This is a genomic window from Streptomyces sp. NPDC058683 (assembly GCF_042716195.1).
In the GTDB taxonomy this organism is placed as follows: domain Bacteria; phylum Actinomycetota; class Actinomycetes; order Streptomycetales; family Streptomycetaceae; genus Streptomyces.
The window spans coordinates 132,219-150,614 of sequence record NZ_JBHXSK010000028.1; the positions used below are offsets into that span (position 1 = coordinate 132,219).

Sequence of the window (18,396 nt, forward strand, 5' to 3'; positions counted from 1 at the left end):
TCCTCCGCGCGCAGACGCGCGCGACGCACTGGAGGCCGTGGCGGGAATCGAACCCACGTAACTCGCTTTGCAGGCGAGTCCCTAAACCACTCGGGCACACGGCCGTTTCCGACTTCGGTCCTCTCGGCCGTGTCGGTGATTCGAAGGTACGGGGGAGTGGGGGAGGGACTCAAGGGAGGCGGTGGGGCTGCAACGGGACTGCCATGCGGCGTTCATGAATGAGGGAGAACGCGAGGTCTACGACCAAGGTCGGAGGCGGGGTGGGGCTCGCGACAGGGGCCAAAGCGGGGCTTGGGCCTTACCGTGGTGAGCATGACCGCCCTTGAGCCCAGCGACGCCGTTGTCGCAGATGAGACGACCTGTGACGCAGCCCGTGGTGAGGGTGTGCTGGGGCGGTCGTACCGGGCGCTGAGCGTCGGGATCGTGTCCGTGGTGCTGCTGATCGCCTTCGAGGCGACCGCCGTCGGGACGGCGATGCCCGTGGCCGCCCGGGAGCTGCACGGGGTGCCGCTGTACGCGTTCGCCTTCTCCGGGTACTTCACGACCAGCCTGTTCGCGATGGTGCTGGCCGGGCAGTGGTCGGACCGCAGGGGGCCGCTCGGGGCGCTGACGGCGGGCATCGGGGCCTTCGCCGCGGGGCTGGTCGTCGCCGGGACCGCTCAGGTCATGTGGGTGTTCATCCTGGGGCGGGCCGTGCAGGGGTTCGGGGGCGGGCTGGTCATCGTCGCGCTGTACGTGGTCGTGGGGCGGGCCTATCCGGAGCGGTTGCGGCCCGCGATCATGGCCGCCTTCGCCGCCGGCTGGGTGGTGCCGTCCATCGTCGGGCCGCTGGCCGCCGGCGCGGTGACCGAGCACCTCGGGTGGCGGTGGGTGTTCCTCGGAATCCCGGTGCTCGTGGTCTTTCCGGTGGCGCTCGCCCTTCCCCAGATACGGCGACGGGCCGGCGGGCCGGTCGCGGGACGGGTGCGGGAGACCGTCGAACGGCGGCGGATCCGGCTCGCGTTCGGTATCTCTCTCGGCGCGGGGCTGCTGCAGTACGCGGCGCAGGACCTGCGGTGGGTGTCCCTGCTGCCGGGCGTCGTCGGGGGTGCGCTGCTGGTCCCCGCCGTACTCGGGCTGCTGCCGCGCGGGACCTACCGCGCGGCCCGCGGGCTGCCGTCGGTGGTCCTGTTGCGCGGGGTCGCGGCCGGTGCGTTCGTCTCCGCCGAGTCCTTCGTGCCGCTGATGCTCGTCACCCAGCGGGGGCTCACGCCCACCCTCGCCGGGTTCTCGCTGGCCGCGGGCGGGGTGACCTGGGCGCTGGGTTCCTGGGTGCAGGCGCGGCCGCGCGTGGCGCCGTACCGGGAACGGCTGATGACCCTCGGGATGGTGCTGGTCGCCGTGGCGATCGCCGCCGCGCCCAGCGTGCTCGTGCCCGGCGTGCCGGTGTGGATCGTCGCCGTCGCCTGGGCCTTCGGCTGCTTCGGGATGGGCCTGGTGATCGCCTCGGCCAGCGTGCTGATGCTCCGGCTCTCCGCCCCGCAGGAGGCCGGCGCCAACTCGGCCGCCCTCCAGATCTCCGACGCCCTGTCGAACGTCGTCCTGCTCGCCGTGGCCGGGGCGGCCTTCGCCTCCCTCGGCGGCGGCAGCATGACGGGGACGGCCGGTTCCGGTTCCCATCCGGTCGCCTTCGCCGTCGTGTTCCTGCCGATGGCCGCCGTGGCGCTCGTCGGGGTCTGGGTGACGACCCGGCTTCGTGATCTGTGACGTGAGTCCCACCCGAGGGTGAGGCGGCCTTGTCCACGCGTTGACAGCCGCGGGGCGCCGGTAGGGTGGCCCGGTTGTCATAAGCATACGTAGCCGCCCGACCCCCTTACTACGGAGACCGTGACTACCACCGCCGCTTCCTCCTCCGCCTCCTCCTCCGCTTCCCACCACCTCTCGCCGGCCTTCCCCGGCCGGGCGCCCTGGGGTACCGCCAGCAAGCTGCGTGCCTGGCAGCAGGGGGCCATGGAGAGGTACGTCCAGGAGCAGCCGCGTGACTTTCTCGCCGTCGCCACGCCCGGCGCCGGCAAGACGACGTTCGCGCTGACCCTCGCGTCCTGGCTGCTGCACCACCATGTCGTGCAGCAGGTCACCGTCGTCGCCCCCACCGAGCATCTGAAGAAGCAGTGGGCGGAGGCCGCGGCGAGGATAGGGATCAAGCTCGACCCCGAGTACAGCGCCGGACCGCTCAGCCGGGAGTACGACGGGGTCGCCGTCACGTACGCCGGTGTCGGGGTCCGGCCGATGCTGCACCGCAACCGCGTCGAGCAGCGCAAGACGCTCGTCATCCTCGACGAGATCCATCACGCCGGTGACTCCAAATCCTGGGGCGAGGCCTGCCTTGAGGCGTTCGAGCCGGCGACCCGGCGGCTGGCGCTGACCGGTACGCCCTTCCGGTCCGACACCAACCCCATCCCCTTCGTGACGTACGAGGAGGGGCAGGACGGGATCCGGCGGTCCGCCGCCGACTACACCTACGGCTACGGCAACGCGCTCGCCGACCATGTCGTGCGGCCCGTCATCTTCCTCTCCTACAGCGGCAACATGCGCTGGCGGACCAAGGCCGGGGACGAGATCGCCGCCAAGCTCGGCGAGCCGATGACCAAGGACGCCGTCAGCCAGGCCTGGCGTACGGCGCTCGATCCGCGCGGCGAGTGGATGCCGGCCGTGCTGCGCGCCGCCGACCAGCGGCTGACGGAAGTGCGCAAGGGGATTCCGGATGCCGGGGCCCTGGTCATCGCCTCGGACCAGGAATCCGCCCGCGCCTACGCCAAGCTCATCCGCGAGATCACCGGGAACAAGGCCACCCTCGTCCTCTCCGACGACACCGGTGCGTCCAAGCGGATCGACGACTTCAGCGCGAGCGAGGACCGGTGGATGGTCGCGGTGCGGATGGTGTCCGAGGGCGTCGACGTTCCCCGGCTCGCCGTCGGCGTGTATGCGACGACCATCTCGACCCCCCTCTTCTTCGCCCAGGCCGTCGGCCGTTTCGTGCGGTCCCGGCGGCGCGGCGAGACCGCGTCCGTGTTCCTGCCGACCGTCCCCGACCTGCTGACCTTCGCCAACGAGATGGAGGTCGAGCGCGACCACGCCCTCGACAAGCCGAAGAAGGACGGCGAGGAGGACCCGTACGCGGAGTCCGAGAAGGAGATGGAGGAGGCGAACAAGGAGCAGGACGAGGACACCGGCGAGCAGGAGCAGTTCGCCTTCGAGGCGCTGGAGTCCGAGGCCGTCTTCGACCGGGTGCTGTACGACGGCGCCGAGTTCGGCATGCAGGCGCACCCCGGGAGCGAGGAGGAGCAGGACTACCTCGGCATTCCGGGACTGCTGGAGCCCGACCAGGTGCAGCTGCTGTTGCAGAAGCGGCAGGCCCGGCAGATCGCGCACAGCCGCAAGAAGCCGGACGACGAGGCCGACCTGCTGGAACTGCCCGCGGAACGGCGGCCCGTCGTCTCCCACAAGGAGATGATGGAGCTGCGGAAGCAGCTGAACACGATGGTCAGCGCGTATGTGCACCAGAGCGGCAAGCCGCACGGGGTGATCCACACCGAGCTGCGCCGGGTGTGCGGGGGGCCGCCGAGCGCGGAGGCCACGGCGGGACAGCTCCGGCAGCGGATCGCCAAGGTGCAGGAGTGGGCTACGCGGATGAGGTAGTCGGTCGGCTGCGCGTGAGTGTGGGCTTGTCGCGCCCACGCGGCGGAGCCGCACATCGACGTGGCCCCGCGCCCCTTTGGGCGCGATACCTGAGCGCATACCGTCACATACCGAAGTAGTCCGTACCTGAGCGTGACCGGATTCTGGACGGAGGCTTCCGCTCAGCGAACTCCCTTCGCTACTGTCCGGCTACGCACACGCCCCGTGGCAGCGCCGCCGCGGAGCGCAGCCGTGAAGCGACTGGGCCCGGAGCCGCCGGGCCGTCCTGCCGATCGGCGGCCTCTGAAGCGCGTCGCTGACGGGACTCGGCGACGCATCCGCCGCGTCGGAGGTTGCCGTCCTCACCACTTAAGGAGTGGGCGTCGTGACCGCGGAGACCTCTCAGACGCTCGACCGGGGCCTCAGGGTCCTCAAGCTGCTGGCCGACACGGACCACGGGCTGACCGTCACCGAGCTATCCACCAGACTGGGCGTGAACCGGACCGTGGTGTACCGGTTGCTCGCCACGCTTGAGCAGCATGCGCTGGTACGGCGTGACCTGGGCGGGCGAGCCCGGGTCGGCCTCGGCGTCCTGCGCCTGGGACGGCAGGTGCATCCGCTCGTACGGGAGGCCGCCCTGCCGGCCCTGCGGTCGCTCGCCGAGGACATCGGGGCGACGGCACATCTGACGCTGGTCGACGGGACCGAGGCGCTCGCCGTCGCGGTCGTCGAACCGACCTGGACCGACTATCACGTGGCGTACCGGGCCGGGTTCCGGCACCCGCTGGACCGGGGGGCCGCCGGAAGGGCGATCCTGTCCGCGCGGCACTCGCCGAAGGGCGACCCCGGGTACACGCTGACCCACGGCGAACTGGAGGCCGGCGCGAGCGGTGCGGCCGCCCCGCTGCTCGGGGTCACCGGGGTCGAGGGGAGCGTCGGGGTCGTGATGCTGGCCGACGCCGTGCCCGAGCGGGTGGGGGTGCGGGTCGTGGACGCGGCGCGGGAGGTCGCGGAGGCGTTGCGCTGAAGGGCCGGCGAGGGGCCGGGGGCGGATGGCCTGAAGTGGTGGCGACGTCGCCGCGTTAGATTGACTCCGTGCTCTCACGTCTCACGCGTCTCCAGGCCGTCGCCGTCTGTGCGGTTCCCGTCGTGGCCCTGATCGGTACGGCCGTCTTCGCGCCGTTGCCGTTCTCGGTGGCCCAGCCCGGGATGACGGCGAACGTGCTCGGCGACAACCAGGGCACCCCGGTGATCACCGTCTCCGGGGCGCCCACCCGGACCACCAGCGGACAGCTGCGGATGACGACGATCGAGGCGACCGGGCCGGACACCCGGGTGTCGCTGGGCGACGTCATCGACAACTGGTTCCGTACGGACCGGGCGGTGATGCCGCGCGACTCGGTGTATCCGAGCGGCGACAGCGTCAAGGAGATCGAGCAGCACAACACCGAGCAGATGGAGCAGTCGCAGGACGCGGCGACGCAGGCCGCGCTGAAGTACCTGGATCTCGGCGCCGGCAAGGTCAAGGTGACCTTGAAGCTCGCGGATGTGGGCGGGCCGAGTGCGGGACTGCTGTTCTCGCTCGGGATCGTCGACAAGCTGGACGGGAACGGCAGCGGGGGAGACCTCACCGGGGGGAAGAACATCGCCGGTACGGGAACCATCAGTGCCGACGGCACGGTGGGGGCCGTGGGCGGGGTCGCGCTGAAGACGCAGGCCGCGCGACGGGACGGGGCGACCGTCTTCCTGGTGCCGAAGGACGAGTGCGCCGACGCCAAGGCGGAGTTGCCGAAGGGGTTGCGCTTGGTGCCGGTGACCAGTCTCAAGGGGGCTGTGTCCGACTTGGTCGCGTTGGGGAAGGGGACGAAGGTCCCCAGCTGTTGAGTTTTGGGCGCGGCGCGTGGGGGGCTGGTCGCGCCCGCGCGGCGGAGCCGCATATGGACACAGTCCCGCGCCCCTGAAGGGGCGCCGAGCGTGCCGCATGCTGAGAAGTTCCGCGCCCCTTCAGGGAGTTGCCGGCGCCGGAGACGCCAGGCGCAGGCCTACTTCCACCAGCGTCCAGCCGACGCGGGTGCGCAGGGCGCGGGGGGACCGGGCCTGTGCGGCGAGACGGTGAGCGTCTGCCTCGGCGCGGAGTTCGGCGGTGCGGGTGTGGTGCAGGGCGAGGTGGGTCTCGGGGTGCAGCATCGGCGTGGGCCTCTCAGTCCGTCTCGATGGGGAAGAGGTGCGTGTGGATGCGTACTTGCTCGGCGTCGGGGGTGTCCGCCTCGGGGGCGCGGTCCCGGTAGCCGTCGACCACGGCGTGCAGTTCGGAGATGAGCTCCTGGGCCTGGTCCGGGGTGAGCCGTAGCGTGTCGCTGCTCATGTCCCAGACGCGGTTCCACTCCTCGGGCCAGGCCGTGCGGTTGCCGAGCCAGGTGGAGAGGTTCTGGATCTGGCTGCCGGCCGCTTCGTGGAGGTACACGTCCGCCGCCCCACGCACGGTCGGATCGGTGTCCGTGAGCAGGGAGTCGTCGAAGGTCAGTCCCTTGTGGACCGCCTTCCACCAGCGCTCCCGTCCCTTGCCCCGCTCGGGGGCGTCCGCCACGAAGCCGTGCGCGGCCAGTTGGCGCAGGTGGTAGCTGGTGGCCCCGCTGGACTCGCCCAGTTTCTCGGCGAGTTGGGACGCGGTGGCCGGACCGCCGAAGCGCAGCGCGTCCAGCAACTGCATCCGCAGCGGGTGTGCGAGCCCGCGCAGGGAGCGGGCGTCGAGATTGCGGACCTGGGAGTCCTGGGGCTCGTCCATGCGTACAAAGACAGCTATGCAAAGGCTCCTTTGCAACGCATCTTTTGCATCGACTTCTTTGCAACTCCCCCCGGCGCCCTCCTACTTCACGAACCCCTCCGCCTTCATCCAGTCCAGCGCCACCTGGTGCGGGTCCTCCCCGGCCACGTCCACCTTCGCGTTCAGGGTCTGGGCCACCGTGTTGTCCAGCTTCGCCGTCACCGGGTCCAGGACCGTCGCGATCGCCGGCCACTTCGTCAGGGCCTTGGTGTTGATCACGGGCGCCGCGTTGTAGTTGGGGAAGAACTTCCTGTCGTCCTGCATCACCGCCAGGTTCATGGACCTGATGCGGCCGTCGGTCGTGAAGACCTCGCCGTAGGTGCAACTGCCCTTCTCCACCTGGGTGTAGATGATCCCGGTGTCCATCTGCGTGATGTTCTTCGCCGGCACGCTCATGCCGTACGCCTTCTCCATGCCGGGCAGGCCGTCGGCGCGGTTGGCGAACTCGCCCTCCACGCAGAGGGTCACCGCCCCGGGGTCCGACTTGGCCAGCGCGGCCACGTCCGACAGGGTCTTCGTGCCGTACTTCTTGAAGTTGGCCTGGTTCATGGCCAGCGCGTAGGTGTTGTTGAGCCGGGAGGGCGGAAGCCAGGTCAGGCCGTTGCGCAGGTCGGCGTCGTGGACCGCCTGCCACTGCTGCCGGGGGTCGGGGATGGGGCGGCTGTTGCCCAGGTAGGTGATCCACGCCGTGCCCGTGTACTCGTACATCCCGTCGGCCTCCCCGGACCTGACCGCCTCGCGGGCGCCGATCGAGCCCTGGATGCCGGTGCGGTCGAGGACCTCCGCACCGGCCGCCTCGAAGGCGATGCCCATGATCGCGCCGAGGATCAGCTGTTCCGTGAACTCCTTGGAGGTGACCGTGAGATGGGCGCCCTTGAGGGGTTCACCGGTTCCGATCGAGCCCGGTGTCACGTCGTCGACCATGGGGGAGCCGCTCGTCAGACCGCAGCCGGCGGCCGGCAGCAGGGCCAGTAGCAGCGTCAGTGGCACACAGAGCCGTCTCACCGGCCCACCTCCAGGCCCCGCGGCCGGAGCAGGATCTCCGCCAGCGAGGCCAGCCAGTCCACCAGCAGGGCCAGGGCCACGGTGAGGACCGAGCCGAGGACCAGGACCGGCATGCGCTGGTTCGTGATGCCGGTGGTGATCAGGACGCCCAGTCCGCCGCCTCCGCCGAACGTGGCCAGGGTCGCCGTACCGACGTTGAGGACCAGGGCCGTACGGACGCCCGCGAGGATCAGCGGGACGGCCAGCGGCAGCTCCACCTTCTGCAGCACGCCCAGCGGGGACATGCCGATGCCGCGCGCCGCCTCCAGGAGGGTCGGGTCGTTCGCCTTCAGGCCCGCGATGGTGTTGGAGAGGACCGGGAGGATCGCGTAGACGATGATGCCGATCAGGGCCGGCTTCTCGCCGACGCCCAGCCAGATGACCAGCAGGGCCAGCAGGCCGATCGCCGGGGTCGCCTGGCCCATGTTGGCGAAGGCCATCGCCACCGGGGTGGCCTTCCGGAAGGCCTTGCGGGTCAGCAGGATGCCCAGCGGGATCGCGATGATCAGGACGAAGAAGGTCGAGATCACCGTGAGTTTCACCTGCTGCCACAGGCACTTGGAGACCTGGCCGTGGGAGAGGGCGTTCGCGGAGATCGTGTCCAGGTGGGCCTGCTGGAACCACAGCCAGGTGGCCAGCAGCAGCGCCACCAGGAACGCCGGCAGGAACGTCAACTTCCGCCAGGTGATACGGCGGGCCGGCGGGCCCTGCCGCGGCGGCGGGGCCTCCTGCTCCGCCTCGCCCTCGTCACGGAAGGCGAGGCCCTTGACCTCGTGCTCGCCCTCGGGACGGGCGTCGGGGGACGTGCTCACGCCTTCTGCTCCCCTCCCTCGCCCTCCTGTTCGGCATGGGTCTGGCCGGCCCGGGACTCCTCCAGTTCGTGCTGGTGCTCCATCGCCTCCAGGCGGTCGGCCTCCAGGAGTTCGTGCACCGAGTTCATCAGCGTCTCCATGTCGACCACCCCGATGAACTCGCCGCGCCGCCCGGTCACCGCGACCCGGCCCGCGTTGTCGGTCAGCACCGCCTCCAGCGCGTCCCGCAGGGTCGCGTCCCGGGTCACCGTGTCGTGCACCAGCGTGCCGGCGCGGGCCAGCGAGCCCCTGGCCCGCATCAGGTCGCCGCGCCGCAGCCACTTGTAGGGGCGGTGGCGCTTGTCGAGCAGCAGGATCTCGTTCGTACCGCTGCCGCGCAGCTTGTTGAAGATCTCCTGGAGCGGGGTGTCCAGGGTGACCGTCGGATAGTCCCCCATCTCGACGTCCCGGACCCGGGTGAGGTTCAGCCGCTTCAGGGCCGCCCCGGCGCCCACGAATCCGGAGACGAAGTCGTCCGCCGGGTTGGTGAGGATCGCCTCCGGGGTGTCGAACTGGGCGATGTGCGAGCGTTCGCGGAGGACGGCGATCCGGTCGCCGAGCTTGATCGCCTCGTCGAAGTCGTGGGTGACGAAGACGATCGTCTTGTGCAGTTCGCGCTGGAGCCGGATCAGCTCGTCCTGGAGATGGTCGCGGGTGATCGGGTCCACGGCGCCGAACGGCTCGTCCATCAGCAGCACCGGCGGGTCGGCGGCCAGCGCCCGGGCCACGCCCACCCGCTGCTGCTGGCCGCCGGAGAGCTGGCGCGGATAGCGGCCGTGGAACTCGCCGGGGTCCAGCCCGACCAGGTCGAGCAGTTCCTCGACGCGGGCGTGGATCCGGGTCTTCGGCCAGCGGAGCATCTTCGGGACCAGGGCGATGTTCTGGGCGACCGTCATGTGCGGGAACAGCCCGGCGGACTGGATGGCGTAGCCGACCTTGCGGCGCAGCTTCACCGCGTCGATGCCGGTGACGTCCTCGCCGCCGATCCGGATCCGGCCGCCGGTCGGCTCGATCAGCCGGTTGATCATCTTCAGGGTGGTCGACTTGCCGCAGCCGGACGGGCCGACGAAGATCACCGTCTCGCCCGCCCTGATCTCCATGTTCACGTTGTCCACGGCGGACTGCGGGCTGCCCGGGTAGCGCTTGGTCAGGTTCTCCAGCTCGATCGAGGCCCCATGGGATTCAGACACGGATCCCCCTCGGAATGGTCAGCCGCCCGATCAGGACGTACGCGGCGTCGAACAGCAGCGCGAGGATGATGATCCCGACGGTGCCCGCGAGCACCTGGTTCAGCGCGTTCTTGCTGCCCAGGGAGGCCAGTCCGCGGAAGATCTCGTTGCCGAGGCCGGGACCGGAGGCGTACGCGGCGATCGCGGCGATGCCCATCAGCATCTGCGTGGAGACCCGGATCCCGGTCAGGATCGGCGGCCAGGCCAGCGGCAGCTCGACCCGCAGCAGCCGCATCAGCCGGGACATGCCGATGCCCCGGGCCGCGTCCACCAGCATCGGGTCGACCCCGCGCAGGCCCACGATCGAGTTCCGCACGATCGGAAGCAGCCCGTACAGCGTCAGGGAGATCACCGTCGGCGGGACGCCGAGGCCCACGATCGGGATCAGCAGACCGATCATGGCGAGGGAGGGGACGGTGAGGATGGTGGCGGTGGTCGTGGTGGCGAGGTTGCCGGCCCACTCGCTGCGGTAGGTGACCACACCGATCACCACGCCGATCAGGGTCGCCGCGACCATGCACTGGAAGACCGCGCTGGCGTGCTGGTAGGCGTCCGTGAGCAGGGTCTGGTGCCGGTTGCCCAGGTACTCCCAGAAGCTCACGCGCGCTCACCCCGAACTCCGAACCGGTCAGGTCGTCCCTTCGCTGTCCGCCGCGGCCTGTTCCACCAGCGGGATGATCCGCAGCGGAACGGGGTTCTCCATGACGATCGCCGTGGAGGCCCGGACAATGCCATCAAAACCGACGACCCGGTCGATCACCCGCTGGAGATCGGCGTTGGAGCGGGCCACCAGCCGGCACAGCATGTCCCCGGTGCCGGTGGTGGTGAGCAGTTCCAGCACCTCCGGCACGGTCGCCAAGTGCGCCCGCACGTCCGGGCCTTGGCCCTGGCGGATCTGCAGCGTGGCGAACGCGGTGACCGGATAGCCGAGGGCCGCCGGGTCCACCTGGGGGCCGAATCCCTGGATCACTCCATTCGACTGAAGCCGGTCGAGCCGTGCCTGCACGGTCCCGCGCGCCACCCCCAGCCGACGGGACATCTCCAGCACGCCGATCCGCGGCTCCCGGGCCAGCAGCACCAGGATCCGGCCGTCCAGATGATCGATCGCCATGCCCGCCTCCGGATGGTCATCCTGCACAGAAAGTCCGGCTGTACGGCCGTATCGCTGAACATATTGCCCAGTGGATACGGGAACTATTGCGCACCTTGTGTGCCGGGGTCACCCTTCGACCATGACGCAGACCACACAGCACACTCCCGACGTGACCGCCCGGCAGGCCGACCCCTTCCCGGTCAAGGGAATGGACGCGGTCGTCTTCGCCGTCGGCAACGCCAAGCAGGCGGCGCACTACTACTCCAGCGCCTTCGGCATGCGGCTGGTCGCGTACTCCGGACCGGAGAACGGCAGCCGCGAGACCGCGAGCTATGTCCTGGAGAACGGCTCGGCACGGTTCGTCCTGACCTCCGTCGTCAGGCCGGAGACCGAGTGGGGCACGTTCCTGTCCCGGCACGTGGCCGAGCACGGCGACGGGGTCGTCGACCTGGCCATCGAGGTCCCGGACGCGCGGGCCGCGTACGCGTACGCCGTCGAGCACGGCGCGCGGTCGCTGGCCGAGCCGTACGAGCTCAAGGACGAGCACGGGACCGTCGTCCTCGCCGCGATCGCCACGTACGGCGAGACCCGCCACACCCTCGTCGAGCGGACCGGCTACGACGGCCCGTACCTCCCGGGGTTCGTCGCCGCGTCCCCGATCGTCGAGCCGCCCTCCCGCCGCACCTTCCAGGCGATCGACCACTGCGTCGGCAACGTCGAACTCGGCCGCATGAACGAGTGGGTCGCCTTCTACAACAAGGTCATGGGCTTCACGAACATGAAGGAGTTCGTGGGCGACGACATCGCCACCGAGTACAGCGCGCTGATGTCCAAGGTGGTCGCCGACGGCACCCTCAAGGTCAAGTTCCCGATCAACGAGCCCGCCGTCGCCAAGAAGAAGTCCCAGATCGACGAGTACCTGGAGTTCTACGGCGGTGCGGGCGTCCAGCACATCGCGCTCAACACCAACGACATCGTCGAGACCGTACGGACCATGCGCGCGGCCGGCGTCGAGTTCCTCGACACCCCCGACTCCTACTACGACACCCTCGGCGAGTGGGTCGGCGACACCCGCGTCCCGCTGGACACCCTGCGCGAGCTGAAGATCCTCGCCGACCGTGACGAGGACGGCTACCTGCTCCAGATCTTCACCAAGCCGGTCCAGGACCGCCCGACGGTCTTCTTCGAAATCATCGAACGCCACGGCTCCATGGGCTTCGGCAAGGGCAACTTCAAGGCCCTCTTCGAGGCGATCGAACGCGAACAGGAACGCCGCGGCAACCTGTGAACCGGGGCCCGGTGGGCCCGGCACCGCCGGGGACCGCCGTCGTGGCCGGGCACCGTTGCGGCGGAGCGGAATTGCTGCCGGTCTCTTCTTTCCGCCGCGGCGGCGATCGGCCGCGGCGGTGGAGCCCGGCGGTGGCCGGTGGGCGGTGGGTTACTGGGGGGCCTCCTCGTTCGGTGGCTGGTTGCCCAGGGTGGTCAGGGTGGCTCGGGCCACCGGGGCTTGCAGGGGGGAGAAGTACGGGTTGATGCGCAGGGCGTCCTGGAGGTGGCGGCGGGAGGAGGCGTCCAGGTCCAGGTCGCGTTCGATCATGCCCCGGTGGAAGGCGTACGACGCGCTGCGCACCCCTCCGCCCTTCGTCGAGTCCGTCGCGATCGAGGCGTAGCGCAGCGCCTCCTTGTCGTCGCCGGCCCGGTGCAGCGCCCACCCGAGCGCGTCCGCGACCTCGATGCCCGGCTGCCGCTCCCACTCGGCAGCCAGCCGCTCCACCGCCTCCTCGACATCCCCGTGGTCCGCCTCGTACTGCCCGATCAGCAACTCGTCGTCGACCCCGGCGTCCAGCTCCCGCCGCACCTGCGTCTGCAACAGCGCGTACTGCGTCTCCGCCTGCTGCCCCATCCCCAGCGACTCGTACAACTCGGCCAGCTCCAGGGAGACCCGCGGAGCCGGCCGGTGCCTGAGCGCCCCCTGGTACGCGGTCAGCGCCTCCTGCGTGCGGCCCAGCGCGGCCAGCGCCCGCCCCTGCCCGGCCCGCGCCGCCCACTGGTCGGGGTCCAGGCGGACGGCCGCCGTGAAGTGCCGTAGCGCGTCGTCCCGTTCGCCGCGCTCCCAGGCCAGCTGCCCGGCCTGGGTCAGATACGCGGCCTGCTCGGCCGGGGTCCCGGCGGCCGCCGCCGCGTCGGTCACCTGCGCCACCGCGTCCTCGCGCCAGCCCCGGTCCCGGTACACGGCCGAGGCCCGTGCCATCACGGCCGGCTTCACGGCCGCCCCGACCTTCAGCGCCATCAGCTTGTCGAGCGCGGACCGGGCCGCCTTGTAGTCGCCGAGCCCGTTGTAGGCGTCGATCAGCGCCGGATACGTGGACCACCGCTTCGGCGCCGCCTTCTGCGCCTCCTCGCCGAACCGCTTGGCCGTGGGAAAGTCCCGGCGCGCGTTCGCCAGCGTCGCGAGACCGGCCAGCGCCTCGGTGTTGCCCTTGCCGGCCACATCGAGGGAGGTCTGCAGCGCCTGCTCGGCCCGCGGATAGTCGGCGCTGTCGGCGGTCCGGCGCGCCCGCTCCACGTACGCGGCCCCGAGCACCGCCCAGGCCCGCGCGTCCTTCGGCTGCGCCCGCACCCGGCTCTGGCGTGCGCCGATGAGCGAGGTGAGGTCGGGCAGCGCGGCGGGCAGGCCGTTGAGGACGGCCGTCTGTGCCGCCGCCTGGGCCGCGGCCTGGGCCTTCGCCTGGGCCCGGGGCCCGGCCGCCGGGGGCGGTGCGGCGGCGCGCCGCGGCGCCGGCTCGTGCGGCCACAGCAGCAGCGCCGCGCCGGCCGCAGCCCCGCCCGCCAGCGCGACGACCAGCAGCCGCCGCAGCACCCGGCGTCGGCGTGGCGGCGACGGCTCCGCGAGCAGCGAGGTGGTGGGCCCTGACGGTCGGTTATCGAGCGCGCACATGCCGGTACTGTGCGTCAATACGACGACCGTGCACGGGCGGCCCAAGGAGGGCACCTGTGGGGTTCACACCGATGGCCCCGGGTGCGAGGCTGTGATCATGAGCCGTATCGAAGCCCCTCGGGACGAGACCACCGGCAACCTCACCGACCGGCTCCTGGCGGGCCTGCCGGCCGACGCGGTGCTCGTGGACCCCGATGTGACCACCTCCTACGCCAACGACATGGCGAGCTTCTGCCCGGCCGGCGTCCCGGCCGTCGTCGTGCTGCCGCGCACGGTCGAAGAGGTCCAGCACGTCCTGCGCACCGCCACCGAGCTGCGGGTCCCGGTCGTCCCGCAGGGCGCCCGCACCGGCCTGTCGGGCGGCGCCAACGCCGTCGACGGCTGCATCGTGCTGTCCCTGACGAAGATGGACCGCATCCTGGAGATCTCGCCGGTCGACCGCATAGCCGTCGTCGAACCCGGCGTCATCAACGCCACCCTCTCCCGCGCGGTCGAGGAACACGGCCTCTCCTACCCGCCGGACCCCTCCAGCTGGGAGATGTGCACGATCGGCGGCAACATCGGCACGGCCTCGGGCGGGCTGTGCTGTGTGAAGTACGGGGTGACCGCCGAGTACGTCCTAGGCCTGGACGTCGTCCTCGCCGACGGGCGGCTGCTGTCCACCGGCCGGCGTACCGCGAAGGGGGTCGCCGGGTACGACCTGACCCGGCTGTTCGTCGGTTCCGAGGGCTCGCTCGGCGTCGTCGTACGGGCCGTCCTGGCCCTGAAGCCCAAGCCGCCGCGGCAGCTGGTGCTGGCCGCCGAGTTCGGCTCCGCGGCCGCCGCCTGCGACGCGGTGTGCCGGATCATGGCGGGCGGGCACGCACCGTCCCTCCTCGAACTGATGGACCGTACGACCGTGAAGGCGGTCAACGAACTCACCCGCATGGGCCTGCCGGAGTCGACCGAGGCGCTGCTCCTGGCCGCCTTCGACACCTCGGACCCGGCCGCCGACCTCGCCGCCCTCGGCGCGATCTGCGAGGAAGCGGGCGCCACCCAGGTGGTCCCGGCCGACGACGCCGCCGAGTCCGAACTCCTCCTCCAGGCCCGCCGGTCCTCCCTGGTCGCCCTGGAGGCCGTCAAGGGCACCACGATGATCGACGACGTGTGCGTGCCCCGCTCCCGGCTCGGCGACCTGATCGAAGGGGTCGAGCGCATCGCGGAGAAGCACGGGCTGACCATCGGGGTCGTCGCCCACGCCGGCGACGGCAACACGCATCCCACGGTCTGCTTCGACGCGCAGGACCCCGACGAGTGCCGCCGCGCCCGCGAGTCCTTCGACGAGATCATGGCCCTCGGACTGGAGCTCGGCGGCACCATCACCGGCGAACACGGCGTCGGCGTCCTGAAGAAGGAGTGGCTGGCCCGGGAGATCGGGCCGGTGGGACTGGAGATGCAGCGGGCCGTGAAGGACGCCTTCGACCCGCTGGGCATCCTCAACCCCGGCAAGCTGTTCTGACCGTTCCTAGAGACTGAGCGGGAGTGAGTCCTGTTGCCAGGATTCGTGCTCAGCCGAGCGCCCCGGACGGTGTTGGGCGTTCTGGTCGACCGCGTTCGCTGCGCGTCCGGCGCCGACGGATCGTGTCCGTGGTCCGGGGATGCGGGGGCGGTGTCCCTCACGCCCCGGGGCCACCGAACTGGCCTGGACGGTCCGATGCCTGTACCCATCGCTCTGGTGGGTGCGGGGCGGTGCCGTCCGTCGCCTGATCGGGTGTCCCAGGGCGCGCCTTCCGATCGCCACGGCGGCTGCGTCGTGGCGAGTGGTCTTCCTGTTCTTGTCGGTGAGGGGTTTCTGCCAGTGCTGGGCGCCCCACTTGCTGGTGTAGGCGGGGTCGACGGCGATGACGGGGATGCCGAGTTCGGCCGCCATGCTCACCAGCCGGGCCCGCAGCCGGGCCACGGGCATGCCGGAGATCAGTTTCCGGAACCGCTTCCTGCGGCCGTGTTTCTCCCGGGTGGTCTCGGCGGTGAAGTCGAGGTCCTCGACGGCGATCGCGAGCCCGTGGCGCCTGGCCCAGTGCAGCAGGCGGATCAGCGCATGCCTCACCTGGGCGTCACGGTGTGCGGCGGTACCGGACAGGTCGTAGCCGAAACGCAGTGGCTGGCCGACGGGGTTGCCGTGTTCGTCCAGGCGCCAGGCGGCCAGGTGATCGGCGTTGGTGTCCACACCGACCAGACCCCTCGCGCGGGCCGCCTCCAGCGGCATCGTCCTCACCGGCGGGGTGGTCCACGAGGCGGTCAGGTACCAGCGGCCCCGCACGGTGTCTTCATGGATGCGGTAGGCCACGGCCCGGTTCGCGGTGATCCGGTCGGCCCACTGATCGCCCCGGTGCGCGAAGGACACCGTCGCGGCCAGGACGTACCGGCCGTGCGGGGCGTTCGCCAGGTACGCCAGCGGCGCGGGGAGCTTGAGGGAGACCTCGCCGCCGGGGGTGACGCGGAGGGTCTCGTTGCCGTACCGCTTACCGGACTCGCCGTCCGCCTGAAGGAACCGGCGGCCAGCCTGCCACCGCCGACGCCACTCCTCTTCGGTGAGCTGCGCTGCCTCCAGGTGGTGGCGGGTGTTCAGCAGCCGCTTCCCGCCCCGCACCACGCGCACGACACCGGCCTGCCAGTCGGCCCGTGCTGCCTTCAGCCGGTCTTCGAGGACGTGCAGACGGCGGGACTTGGCATGCCACTCTGTGCGGGAGCGGTAGCCGCCCGGAGCGTGTTTGCCGCCCTTCTCGCCCAGGGGCAGGCACAGCCGGTGGGCGATCGTGCGTACACCCGCCTGAAGGCTCTGGATGTGCGCGAGCTGACCGCGCCGGGCGAGCGCCCACTGGTCGTGGGTGGCCTTCGTGATGGACCCGGCCCAGCGGGAGGAGGACTCTGCGGTCAGGACCTGTTTGCGCTGCGCCCACTGCTCGCTGTCGTGGTCCAGTCCGGCCGCGCACCTGGTCTTCAGATCACGAGAGGCGAGCGATGCGAGGTGGTCACCGACCAGGCACAGCACCTTCTCGTCCGCACTGGTCAGACCCTTGAGCCGGGTATGGACCGCGACCCCCGCAGGACCGGGCACCACGAAGGGCGCCGCCATCATCCGCAGCCCGCCCAACCCGTCACCCCCCGCCGTCTTATGCCAAAGAAGTCCGTCATCACACTCAACGACCACCGTCGGTAAGGGGCACGCATTCGATGCAAGAACTCCCGTTCCCCACGCAGAGTGCGCCCGCCTGTTGCCCGAAATGCTCACTTATGCATGCCAGAACGCGTTCAAGCACCGTCGATCGCCACCTGTTCACAACCCCGGACCGTCCACACGTTCCATACGCCCTGTCCGTCGGGGGCCTCACTGGGCGAGCAGTTGGTCGAGCGCGTCGTCGATCCCCAGCTGCCTGCCCTCGGTCCCCGGGGGCACCACCCGCAGCGTCCGCTCCAGCCAGGCGGACACCTGGGTGGTCGGCGCCTCCAGGAGGGCGTCTCCGTCGGGTGAACTCAGCGCCATCAGCACGACGCTGCGGCCCTCCACCTTCGTCGGCCACACCCGCACGTCGCCGTGCCCGCACGGCCGGAACACCCCCTCCACCAGCAGGTCGCGGGCGAAGGTCCAGTGGACCGGGGACTGCGAGTTGATGTGGAAGCTGACATGGACGGCGTACGGGTCGTCGGAGCGGTAGCCGAGCCGGGCCGGGACCGGGACGCTCCGCTCGGGGGACAGGATGAGCCGCAGCTCCAGTTCGCGCTCCACCACGGTGTGATGCATGACGTTCGTTTCCTCTCGGTCGGTCGTACGGGCGCCTGTGGACGGGCCCGTACGAGGGAGAGGGCCTGGGGCCGCGAGCATTACGCGGGTTCCGGGAAATCTTTTTCCGGTGTGGTGAAGGGGCGCACAGGAGTGCCCGGAAAGGGGCGGGTCCTGCCGGACTGGCGGTGGTGGGCACGCGCGTCTGATAGATGTGGAGCCTCCCACACGACCCCCGAGCAGATACGGGATGACGGACATGACCGCCCCTACCCCGGCACCCGGTGACGAACGGCCCCGCGAGGGCTACTACCCGGACCCGTCCATCCCCGGCTACGTCCGTTACTGGAACGGCACCGCGTGGGTGCCGGGCACCAGCCGCCCGGCCCCGTCGGCCGGCGAACCGCTCGCCCCGCCGTCCGGTTCCCGCCCCGCGACCCCCGCGGTGGAGGAGACCGGCCCGCACTTCTTCGACGAGGACCCGCGGCCGGGTGCCTCCGGCTGGGCGGCCGAGGGGAGTGCCTGGGGCACCGACCCCCGGGCGGCGGCGGGTCCGTCGCCCCGGCCGGACGGCCGGTCGTCCAACGCGGACGGCTCGGCGACGGTCCCGCCGGCGGACCAGGGGGACGTCGACTCCGGCGGCACGTTCATCTTCCGCAGGCCGACGCTGGGCCCCGCGGGCACCCCGCCGGCCGACCTACCGCCCATGGACGACGGCACGATGACCTTCCGCCCGATCCGCAACGAGAACCCACCCGGCACGGGGGCCGCGGCGGCCGGTACGGGTGCCGCCGGGGCCGGGTTCGGCGGCCCGGGCGCGGGCGGCCAGGGTGCCGGTGCGGCGGGTCCGGGTGCGGGTGGGTTCGGTGCGCCGGGGTCCGGTGGTCCGGGTGCGGCCGGGGCGTCCGGGCCGGGTGGCTACGGCGCCCAGGGCCCCGCCGGCGCGGGCGGTGCGGGCGGCTTCGGCGCGCAGGGGCCGGTCGGCGCCCCCGGCGGCGCC

Annotated in this window: 17 protein-coding genes and 1 tRNA gene; 7 read left to right on the top strand and 11 right to left on the bottom strand. The window is 71.2% G+C overall.

The features are described from left to right. Positions 1-29: 29 nt before the first annotated feature. A tRNA-Cys gene (locus ACFWXC_RS29195) sits at positions 30-104 on the bottom strand. Between the two features lie 208 nt (positions 105-312). Between ACFWXC_RS29195 and ACFWXC_RS29200 the strand changes: the two genes are divergently transcribed. The 4 genes from ACFWXC_RS29200 to ACFWXC_RS29215 all read left to right on the top strand — a co-directional run bounded on the left by ACFWXC_RS29200 (position 313) and on the right by ACFWXC_RS29215 (position 5,541). Beyond that, on the top strand, positions 313-1,746 hold the full coding sequence (locus tag ACFWXC_RS29200; RefSeq protein WP_384483268.1) for an MFS transporter: 1,434 nt from the start codon (positions 313-315) through the stop codon (positions 1,744-1,746). Between the two features lie 120 nt (positions 1,747-1,866). Then, positions 1,867-3,678: a DEAD/DEAH box helicase gene (locus ACFWXC_RS29205; protein WP_384483269.1), complete on the top strand. Its 1,812-nt coding sequence runs from the start codon at positions 1,867-1,869 to the stop codon at positions 3,676-3,678. Positions 3,679-4,042: 364 nt separating this feature from the next. Then, on the top strand, positions 4,043-4,684 hold the full coding sequence (locus tag ACFWXC_RS29210; protein WP_384483270.1) for an IclR family transcriptional regulator: 642 nt from the start codon (positions 4,043-4,045) through the stop codon (positions 4,682-4,684). Positions 4,685-4,752: 68 nt separating this feature from the next. Next, positions 4,753-5,541, top strand: a complete 789-nt coding sequence (locus ACFWXC_RS29215; protein WP_384483271.1) for a S16 family serine protease — start codon at positions 4,753-4,755, stop codon at positions 5,539-5,541. A gap of 120 nt (positions 5,542-5,661) precedes the next feature. Here the strand turns inward: ACFWXC_RS29215 and ACFWXC_RS29220 are convergent, their stop codons facing one another. The 7 genes from ACFWXC_RS29220 to ACFWXC_RS29250 all read right to left on the bottom strand — a co-directional run bounded on the left by ACFWXC_RS29220 (position 5,662) and on the right by ACFWXC_RS29250 (position 10,716). Then, positions 5,662-5,841: a hypothetical protein gene (locus ACFWXC_RS29220; RefSeq protein WP_384483286.1), complete on the bottom strand. Its 180-nt coding sequence runs from the start codon at positions 5,839-5,841 to the stop codon at positions 5,662-5,664. A 16-nt stretch (positions 5,842-5,857) separates the two neighbouring features. Then, positions 5,858-6,442, bottom strand: coding sequence for an ArsR/SmtB family transcription factor (locus ACFWXC_RS29225; protein ID WP_384483272.1), 585 nt, complete (start codon positions 6,440-6,442; stop codon positions 5,858-5,860). 81 nt (positions 6,443-6,523) lie between these two features. Beyond that, on the bottom strand, positions 6,524-7,405 hold the full coding sequence (locus ACFWXC_RS29230; protein ID WP_384483287.1) for a glycine betaine ABC transporter substrate-binding protein: 882 nt from the start codon (positions 7,403-7,405) through the stop codon (positions 6,524-6,526). A 77-nt stretch (positions 7,406-7,482) separates the two neighbouring features. Then, the gene (locus tag ACFWXC_RS29235; protein WP_384483273.1) at positions 7,483-8,337 is read right to left on the bottom strand and encodes an ABC transporter permease; all 855 of its coding nucleotides are present in this window, start codon (positions 8,335-8,337) and stop codon (positions 7,483-7,485) included. Then, positions 8,334-9,566 (bottom strand): betaine/proline/choline family ABC transporter ATP-binding protein, encoded by a 1,233-nt coding sequence (locus tag ACFWXC_RS29240; RefSeq protein ID WP_384483274.1) that lies wholly within the window; start codon positions 9,564-9,566, stop codon positions 8,334-8,336. The genes ACFWXC_RS29235 and ACFWXC_RS29240 overlap by 4 nt, the downstream gene beginning before the upstream one ends. Next, positions 9,559-10,206: an ABC transporter permease gene (locus ACFWXC_RS29245; RefSeq protein ID WP_384483275.1), complete on the bottom strand. Its 648-nt coding sequence runs from the start codon at positions 10,204-10,206 to the stop codon at positions 9,559-9,561. Before ACFWXC_RS29245 ends, ACFWXC_RS29240 begins: the two co-directional genes overlap by 8 nt. Positions 10,207-10,233: 27 nt before the next feature. After that, positions 10,234-10,716: an Lrp/AsnC family transcriptional regulator gene (locus ACFWXC_RS29250; protein ID WP_351748245.1), complete on the bottom strand. Its 483-nt coding sequence runs from the start codon at positions 10,714-10,716 to the stop codon at positions 10,234-10,236. Positions 10,717-10,837: 121 nt separating this feature from the next. Here ACFWXC_RS29250 and hppD point away from each other — a divergent pair, with 121 nt between their 5' ends. Further along, the gene (hppD, locus tag ACFWXC_RS29255; protein ID WP_384483276.1) at positions 10,838-11,986 is read left to right on the top strand and encodes a 4-hydroxyphenylpyruvate dioxygenase; all 1,149 of its coding nucleotides are present in this window, start codon (positions 10,838-10,840) and stop codon (positions 11,984-11,986) included. A 150-nt stretch (positions 11,987-12,136) separates the two neighbouring features. Here hppD and ACFWXC_RS29260 read toward each other — a convergent pair whose 3' ends face one another. Continuing rightward, a complete protein-coding gene (locus tag ACFWXC_RS29260) occupies positions 12,137-13,636 on the bottom strand; it encodes a tetratricopeptide repeat protein (RefSeq protein ID WP_384483277.1) in 1,500 nt (499 codons plus the stop codon). A 91-nt stretch (positions 13,637-13,727) separates the two neighbouring features. Here ACFWXC_RS29260 and ACFWXC_RS29265 point away from each other — a divergent pair, with 91 nt between their 5' ends. After that, on the top strand, positions 13,728-15,134 hold the full coding sequence (locus ACFWXC_RS29265) for an FAD-binding oxidoreductase (RefSeq protein WP_384483278.1): 1,407 nt from the start codon (positions 13,728-13,730) through the stop codon (positions 15,132-15,134). 6 nt (positions 15,135-15,140) lie between these two features. Here ACFWXC_RS29265 and ACFWXC_RS29270 read toward each other — a convergent pair whose 3' ends face one another. Then, positions 15,141-16,769, bottom strand: coding sequence for an IS200/IS605 family accessory protein TnpB-related protein (locus ACFWXC_RS29270; protein ID WP_384483279.1), 1,629 nt, complete (start codon positions 16,767-16,769; stop codon positions 15,141-15,143). 234 nt (positions 16,770-17,003) lie between these two features. Further along, positions 17,004-17,417 carry an SsgA family sporulation/cell division regulator gene (locus tag ACFWXC_RS29275; RefSeq protein WP_384483280.1) on the bottom strand — a complete coding sequence of 138 codons (414 nt, stop codon included), beginning with the start codon at positions 17,415-17,417 and terminating at the stop codon, positions 17,004-17,006. Between the two features lie 238 nt (positions 17,418-17,655). On the opposite strand from ACFWXC_RS29275, the gene ACFWXC_RS29280 reads away from it, so the two are divergent. Beyond that, positions 17,656-18,396: DUF2510 domain-containing protein (locus tag ACFWXC_RS29280; RefSeq protein WP_384483281.1), on the top strand; the 741-nt coding region annotated here is incomplete at its 3' end.

Bases quoted from the DNA above. Each gene is read 5' to 3' on its own strand.
- ACFWXC_RS29200 (WP_384483268.1), top strand. From the start codon at position 313: ATGACCGCCCTTGAGCCCAGCGACGCCGTTGTCGCAGATGAGACGACC.
- ACFWXC_RS29225 (WP_384483272.1), bottom strand. From the start codon at position 6,442: ATGGACGAGCCCCAGGACTCCCAGGTCCGCAATCTCGACGCCCGCTCC.
- ACFWXC_RS29230 (WP_384483287.1), bottom strand. From the start codon at position 7,405: ATGGTCGACGACGTGACACCGGGCTCGATCGGAACCGGTGAACCCCTC.
- ACFWXC_RS29250 (WP_351748245.1), bottom strand. From the start codon at position 10,716: ATGGCGATCGATCATCTGGACGGCCGGATCCTGGTGCTGCTGGCCCGG.
- hppD (WP_384483276.1), top strand. From the start codon at position 10,838: ATGACGCAGACCACACAGCACACTCCCGACGTGACCGCCCGGCAGGCC.
- ACFWXC_RS29260 (WP_384483277.1), bottom strand. From the start codon at position 13,636: ATGTGCGCGCTCGATAACCGACCGTCAGGGCCCACCACCTCGCTGCTC.
- ACFWXC_RS29275 (WP_384483280.1), bottom strand. From the start codon at position 17,417: ATGCATCACACCGTGGTGGAGCGCGAACTGGAGCTGCGGCTCATCCTG.